We start from the raw sequence: 4,588 nt of genomic DNA, 5'->3' as shown, positions 1-4,588 counted from the left end.
CACGATTTCTTTGGTTTTGGGATTGACCACATCTCGGGCCAACACCCGCCCCAGCAGCCGATCTTTCAGGGGGATGAGCACGGTCGCACCGTCGGTCATGGGGCGGACACGAATCCCGCGTTGGGTGCCACAGTCTACTTCGCGCACGATGACATCTTGGGATACATCGACTAACCGACGAGTCAGGTAGCCGGAGTCGGCGGTGCGGAGGGCGGTATCTACTAAGCCTTTGCGCGCTCCGTAGGACGAAATGATGTATTCGGTAACGGTGAGTCCTTCGCGGAAGTTGGTTTTAATTGGCAAGTCGATGATTTCCCCTTGGGGGTCTGCCATCAATCCGCGCATGGCTCGGAAGTTTTTGACTACTTCGTCTTTGAGGTCTTCTGAGGTGCTGTTCCAGGTGTCGATTACTTTTTGGAAGCGTTCGACTTCGGTGATTTCGCCTCTGGTGTATTTTTGTTCGGTGATTCGGATTTCTTCTTCGGCTGCTTCGAGCAGTTGTCGTTTGATTGGCGGTACTTGCAGGTCGTCTACGCTAATTGAAACTCCCGCTCTGGTCGCAAACCGAAAACCCAAGTCTTTGAGTTTGTCGGCCATTTGCGCCGTGCGGGCCGTTCCATAGTTCATGAATGACCAAGAGATTAATTTTTTGAGCTGACCTTTGTCAACAACTCGATTGCGAAAAACAATTTCCTTATTTTCCTTATTTTCTGTCATTTTTCTGCTGTTAGTAATTTAGTCATTGGTCAGAAGTGCGAGCTTAAGAGCTCGCGAACCTTGTCATTAGTCATTGGTCAGAAGTGCGAGCTTAAGAGCTCGCGAACCTTGTCATTAGTCATTGGTCATTGGTCATTGGTAATTAATAGAATTTCAGCAGCCTAACATCGATATTTAGGGTTTGCTTTGTCTACCTTGCCGCTAAGTCGCACCTCATTTTTTTCGCCTTTAGGACTTACCAATTACCAATTACCAGAAAGAATTGGTTGAAAGCCCCAAGTCTTTGAGGGAGAAATTAAAATCAGACTATTCATTACTCCAATCCTCTTCCTTCTAGGTAAAGGTCGCTCTCAAACTGTCAACTGTCAACTGTCAACTGTCAACTGTTGAACAATTACCCAATTCCTAATTGTTAATTACCGATTCGATCGTTTGGTGATAAATAATCCTGCCCGGAGTAGTCCGAATAAACTGATTGATCCTCTTACCCTCTGCATCTTCCCGAACGCGGCGGAACTTGTATTCTTTCGTCACAGTACCGTCAGTCGATCGCTCCACCTTCAGCGGTTCACCTTCGGGTTCTGTGTTTTCGATCGCGCCTTGAAACCTCACCCACACGTAGGAGTGCAAGTCCACGACTCCTTGTTCGTAAGCTACAACCGCATCATTAAGATTAGAGAAGTAATGACCTGCTCCTTTTTGACCGTTAGGATTGTCGGCTGTCAAGTAATAGCAACCGAGCACCATATCTTGAGAAGGAGTGACGATCGGTCTTCCAGTTGCCGGCGACATAATGTTATTAGAAGCCAACATCAGCAAGCGCGCTTCAGCCTGAGATTCCAGAGACAAAGGCACGTGTACCGCCATTTGGTCGCCGTCAAAGTCAGCGTTAAAAGCCGGACAGACTAGCGGGTGAAGCTGAATCGCCCTCCCGTCCACCAAAATCGGCTCAAAGGCTTGAATCCCCAAACGGTGCAGCGTCGGGGCCCGGTTCAGCATGACAGGGTGTCCTTCAATTACCTCTTGCAGCACGTCCCAAACGCTGGGATCGTTGCGTTGAATCAGTTTTTTGGCTGCTTTGATGTTGTTGACGAGTCCTTGGCGGATCAGGCGGTGGATGACGAAGGGCTGGAAAAGCTCGATCGCCATTTCCCTCGGTAAACCGCACTGATGAATCTTCAGTTTCGGCCCCACCACAATTACCGAACGTCCAGAGTAGTCAACCCGTTTACCCAGCAAGTTTTGCCGGAAACGACCTTGTTTCCCTTCAATAATGTCCGACAGCGACTTCAGCGGACGGTTGTTTGCGCCCACCACAGTCCGGCCACGGCGGCCGTTATCAATTAGCGCATCCACAGCCTCTTGTAACATCCGCTTTTCGTTGCGAATGATAATTTCCGGCGCCAGAATTTCTTGCAATCTGGCCAAGCGATTATTGCGGTTAATAACTCTCCGATAAAGGTCATTAAGGTCACTGGTTGCAAAACGTCCACCGTCTAGCTGTACCATCGGCCGCAAGTCTGGGGGAATCACCGGAATCACATTGAGTACCATCCAATCGGGATGAGAACCCGTAGCGATAAAGTTGTCAATTACCCGCAAACGTTTAATTAACTTCGCGCGTTTTTGACCTTTAGCATTAGCAATATCTTCCCGCAGCTTTTCCGCTTCGCTTTCTAGCGGAATATTTTGCAGCAAAACTTGCAAAGCTTCCGCACCAATGCCTACTTCTACGCCTGTCAGCGTGGAATCTTCGCTGTAAAGTTCATCTTCTATTTCCAGCCAAGCATCTTCGGTGAGCAATTGCTTGTATTGGAGCTTTTCAGCATTACCAGCATTCAGCACAACATAGGCATTGAAATAGACAATTTGTTCGACATCTCGCAGGGGCATATCTAACAGAATTGCCATGTAACTGGGGATGCCTTTGAGATACCAAACGTGAGCCACTGGAGCTGCTAATTTGATAAATCCCATGCGGTGGCGGCGGACACGAGATTCAGTGACTTCCACACCGCATCTCTCGCAAACAATGCCTCTATGACGCACTCTTTTGTACTTACCACAATGACATTCCCAATCTTTTGCAGGCCCAAAAATGCGCTCGCAAAACAACCCGTCCATTTCCGGTTTTAATGTTCTGTAATTTATGGTTTCTGGTTTCACGATTTCGCCTGTAAGCTGACCATTGGGTAAAGTTCTCTCTCCCCATTGTCGAATTCTTTCTGGTGAAGCTAACCCAATCTTTACGTAATCAAATCGTTGTTCTATCTTAGCCATTCTAGACTCCAATCGATGATTTACTTGAAATTATTTGCTCTAATTAATCTGTTTTGATTGATTGTTTGCCAATTACATCAATATCAGACTCCTTTATATGTGGCATTAGTTTTAATGTCATAAATGACATTTTTGGACACTCCCAATTCGCGAGAAATTTTAGCAAGAGATTCTCCAGCTTTAATTCTTTCTCGCACATCCTGTGCTTGAGCAAAAGTCAGCTTGCGATCGAGATATCCACCCATACGAGGAATCGGAACCTCTTCGCCTGCTTCCTTCCAAGTGATGTGATACTTAATATTGTGTATAGTTATCGGATTTACGCTGTATGCTTCAGCTAGATCCTTCATTCTTTCTCCTGCTGCTAGTTTTTGCCGGATTTCTCGCACTTTTTCCCAGTCTAATTTGGCATTGGAAAGGGGATGACTTTTTCCTTGGGTGCGTCCTTTTTGGGAAGCATCTAATAAATTCTGAGAACGAGTACCAGCCCAGAGGTGTTCTGGATTAATACAACTGGGAGTATCGCAAGTATGACAAGCATCCATATAAGTTGGAAGTTCACATCCTAATTTCTCTGCTAAAACAGCACGAGTCACTGTTGCCTGTTTCCCATCTTTTGTTAAATACCTGCCATAGCCGGCACCGTCTTTTGCGCCTTGGAAAATTATGCAGCCGTTATCTTGAATTTCTCCTACAAAGCGTGGGGAAACTGTGGTGAAATTATCGGGGATATTTGCCTGAATTATCTTAGTAATAGTTTCATGTTGTACCCCATACTCTTTTGCTAGGTGGTTCTTTGCTGTTCCAGATAAATATTTAGTCTGAATTTCCCGCAGTTGTTGGATAGACAATTTACCACTTCCCGGAATACTTTTGCGTCTGGGAGTTTTGCGATCGCGCCCCATCATCTGTCCGGTATTCTCAGCAGCAGACCCCGCTACGAGATGTTCCGGGTTGATGCAGCTTCGATTGTCGCAGGTGTGGCAAGCAAAATAACTGGAATCGAGGAATCCTGTTATTTTCGATTCGAGGACTAAGCGGTGGACTAATACCGTTTTGCCATCGATCCACTTACGCCCGTAACCGTTACCAAACTTACTGCCTTGCCAATTAATACAGCCTGTCTCCAGGTCTAATTCTCCTTCAATTCCAGGGATAACTGTTACAATAATCATGTCAGCGTCTCTCCTTGTTAGAGCGTTGATTCGCCTCAGCAGTGGTACGAACACTGTTGAGGCATTTTCATTTGAGAGTATCGATTAAAGATTTTAGATTGAATGTTGCCAAAAAATCTAAAATCTTTAATCCCTAATCCTCGTCGAGTTCGTCGCGAGAAAGCGATTCGTAAGTAGGCCTGGAGGGCGATCGCCGCCCACCAGCATCCGCCATCAAATCGACTTCTACGTGCTCGCTGCCTTCGTCGTTCGTATTCACCTTGTGCACGGCAATGTCCAAGCACAAAGACTGCAACTCCCGCATCAGCACCTTAAACGATTCCGGCGTACCGGGGCGCGGGATGGCTTTGCCTTTGACGATCGCATTCAAGGCTTCATTTCTACCCTGCATATCGTCCGACTTGACAGTCAGCAAC

The 4,588-nt window shown here is 46.7% G+C and carries 3 protein-coding genes and 1 pseudogene; all 4 read right to left on the bottom strand.

Annotated features, from left to right (window positions below; translation table 11 throughout):
- Positions 1 to 717, bottom strand: a pseudogene (rpoC2, locus tag JGK07_RS32805) (DNA-directed RNA polymerase subunit beta'); the annotation flags it as partial.
- Positions 718 to 1,122: 405 nt separating this feature from the next.
- The gene (locus tag JGK07_RS32800; protein ID WP_293178522.1) at positions 1,123 to 2,997 is read right to left on the bottom strand and encodes a DNA-directed RNA polymerase subunit gamma; all 1,875 of its coding nucleotides are present in this window, start codon (positions 2,995 to 2,997) and stop codon (positions 1,123 to 1,125) included.
- Positions 2,998 to 3,080: 83 nt separating this feature from the next.
- The gene (locus tag JGK07_RS32795) at positions 3,081 to 4,172 is read right to left on the bottom strand and encodes an HNH endonuclease (RefSeq protein WP_293210685.1); all 1,092 of its coding nucleotides are present in this window, start codon (positions 4,170 to 4,172) and stop codon (positions 3,081 to 3,083) included.
- A 133-nt stretch (positions 4,173 to 4,305) separates the two neighbouring features.
- A partial coding sequence (locus tag JGK07_RS32790; protein ID WP_293243554.1) for a hypothetical protein occupies positions 4,306 to 4,588 on the bottom strand: 283 nt, incomplete at its 5' end.

Origin of the sequence: Microcoleus sp. PH2017_24_DOB_U_A (assembly GCF_020738205.1) — a bacterium.
Taxonomy (GTDB): Bacteria; Cyanobacteriota; Cyanobacteriia; order Cyanobacteriales; family Microcoleaceae; genus Microcoleus.
Note: the sequence above shows the minus strand (reverse complement) of the source record. Positions and strands in the feature narration are given on the sequence as shown.

What these genes read in the sequence shown, in the direction of transcription:
- JGK07_RS32800 (WP_293178522.1), bottom strand. Translation starts at nt 2,997, where the DNA reads ATGGCTAAGATAGAACAACGATTTGATTACGTAAAGATTGGGTTAGCT.
- JGK07_RS32795 (WP_293210685.1), bottom strand. Translation starts at nt 4,172, where the DNA reads ATGATTATTGTAACAGTTATCCCTGGAATTGAAGGAGAATTAGACCTG.